Raw genomic sequence first — 1327 nt, 5'->3', positions numbered from 1 at the left:
GCACTGACACCGCCGTCGTTATCCGTGGCGGTGTAGGTGAACGTAACGTCGCGGCTCTCGCCGGCAGCCAGCGCGTCGAAGTCAGCACCCGGCGTGAAGGTGTAGCTACCGTCGCTGTTGAAGCTGAGGCTGCCGTTACCCGCGCCAACATCCGTCGCCAGCTCATAACCCGCGATGGTGCCGTCGACATCGGTCGCCGCCGGGACCTGACCGGTGAGAACGGTGTTCTCGCCGGTGGTCTGGGTATCCGCAACGGCCACCGGCGCGTCGTTGGTGCCGGTGACGGTGATCGTGACGGTCTGCGGCGCACTCACACCGCCGTCATTATCCGTCGCGGTGTAGGTGAACGTGACATCGCGGCTTTCGCCGGCGGCCAGCGCATCGAAGTCAGTGCCCGGATTGAAGGTGTACGAGCCGTCGACATTGAACGCCAGCGAGCCATTGCCCGCACCAACATCCGTCGCCAGCTCATAACCCGCAATCGTGCCATCGACATCCGTCGCTGCCGGGACCTGACCGGTGAGAACCGCGTTCTCGCCGGTCGTGGCGGTGCTCGCCTGAGCGACTGGCGCATCGTTGGTGCCGGTGACGGTGAAGGTGGCGCTCTGCGCGACCGTGCCACCCTGACCATCACTGATGGTGTAACTGACGCTGACGTCTCGTGTCTGACCGGCAGCCAGGTTCTGGTAGGCGGCGTTGGACGGATCCAGTGTCAACTGGCCGGTGGTGGCGTTATAGGTCACGCCTGCCGGTAGTGTGGTCGGCAGACCGGTGACGCTGAGCATGCCGCCATCGACATCGCTGGTGCCGGACAGCAGGTTGAGCGTGACCGGAGAGCCGTCTTCCGTCGCACTGGTGGACAGCGGTGCGGTGACGATCGGCGCATCGTTGGTGCCGGTGACGGTCACGGTCAGTGTGGAGGTGGCGGTGCCGCCCTGCCCATCGCTGACGGTGTAGCTGACCTGAGTGGTATCCGTCTGACCCGCGGCCAGACGATCGAACGCCGTGCCGGGGTTAAAGCTGTAGCTACCATCGGCGTTCAGCGTGAACGTGCCGCCGTTGGAGCCGGCGATCGCGGTGCCCACGCTTGCCGCCGTGCCGTTGACCGCGCTCACGCTGAGCGTACCGCCATCGACATCGCTGTCGTTGGCCAGCACGCCATTGGCGGCGGTGACGGTCAGGGTGGTGTTCTCGCCGGTGCTGCCGGTATCGGCCTTGGCGACCGGGGCATCGTTGGTGCCGGTGACCGTCACGGTCAGTGTCGAGGTGGCCGTACCGCCCTGGCCGTCGCTGACGGTGTAGCTGATCTGAGTGGTGTCGGTCTGGC

The 1327-nt window shown here is 66.0% G+C and carries 1 protein-coding gene; it reads right to left on the bottom strand.

Annotated elements, in window-relative coordinates:
* On the bottom strand, positions 1 to 1327 hold a 1327-nt coding region (locus tag IE125_RS19130), incomplete at both ends, for an Ig-like domain-containing protein (RefSeq protein WP_189446286.1).

Source organism: Salinicola rhizosphaerae, from assembly GCF_014652715.1.
In the GTDB taxonomy this organism is placed as follows: Bacteria; Pseudomonadota; Gammaproteobacteria; order Pseudomonadales; family Halomonadaceae; genus Salinicola; species Salinicola rhizosphaerae.
Note: the sequence above shows the minus strand (reverse complement) of the source record. Positions and strands in the feature narration are given on the sequence as shown.